Below are 1,015 nucleotides of genomic sequence, written 5' to 3'. Positions count from 1 at the left end.
GGCTCATCGTAATTGAGAGTGCAGTTGGGGTCTGAAGCCGCCTGATTCCAGGAGTGATCTGGTGATGTAGTTGGTGAGGTTCCTGAAGCCCAGGGCTGAGCCGCGAAGGTGTTCGAGGCGCCCATTTATGGCTTCGGTCGGGCCGTTCGATGTGCCGGGGCGGTCAAAGAACGCGAGCACATCGACGGCGCGTTGTTTCAGGGTCCGGCCGAGCCTGCGGATCTCGACCAACGCAGTCGGGACGCCGGTCGTGACCGCGTCGATGACGGCTTGCATCATCTCCTTGCCCTTCTTTTTGTCGGGGTGTCGGTACGCGGCGACGATGCGCTGGTAGATACCCCAGGTCGCTTCCACCTCGAGGTGTTCCTCGGACGCGAACACAGCATCCAGGCGTGTGTTCTGCTTCTCGGTGAGCAGTCCCGCACCGGTGTGCAGTGTCCGCCGAGCCCGGTAGAGCGGATCGCCGGCACGGCCTCGATGCCCTGTCGTGGCTTGTTGAACACGCTGCCGACACCGGTCCAGTCCGTCGCCGGCGAGGCGGACAACATGGAAAGGATCCATCACCGGGACCGCGTCGGGGAGCTCCTCCGTGGTCGCGGTCTTGAAGCCGGTGAACCCGTCCATGGCGACGACGTCCACCCCGTCCCGCCAGGCTTGTGGCCTGTCTGCGAGCCATTGCTTGAACACCTGCTTGGAGCGGCCTTCAACCATGTCCAACAACCGTGCCGGGCCCGTCTTCTCGCGGATCGGCGTCAGATCGATGATGACGGTCACGAACTTGTCGCCCCGCCGGGTGTGCCGCCAGACGTGCTCGTCGACGCCGATCGCGGTCACCCCGTCGAACCGGTGCGGGTCGTCGATCAACCGGCGCTTGCCCTCCGCAAGGACCGCACTGTTCGCGGTATGCCAGGACACTCCCAGACCGGCCGCGACCCGGGACACGGTGAGGTGATCGACCACGACTGCCTCCAGCGCCCACCTGAGTCCGCGGCGGGAGATCTTCGCTCTCCGCTCA

The 1,015-nt window shown here is 65.1% G+C and carries 1 protein-coding gene; it reads right to left on the bottom strand.

Features of this window, described 5'->3' with window-relative positions:
• Positions 1–3 precede the first annotated feature (3 nt).
• On the bottom strand, positions 4–1,015 hold a 1,012-nt coding region (locus tag E8P82_RS14940; protein WP_136455843.1), incomplete at its 5' end, for an ISL3 family transposase.

It is taken from the genome of Arthrobacter echini (genome assembly GCF_004803505.1).
Classification (GTDB): Bacteria; Actinomycetota; Actinomycetes; order Actinomycetales; family Micrococcaceae; genus Arthrobacter_D; species Arthrobacter_D echini.
Note: the sequence above shows the minus strand (reverse complement) of the source record. Positions and strands in the feature narration are given on the sequence as shown.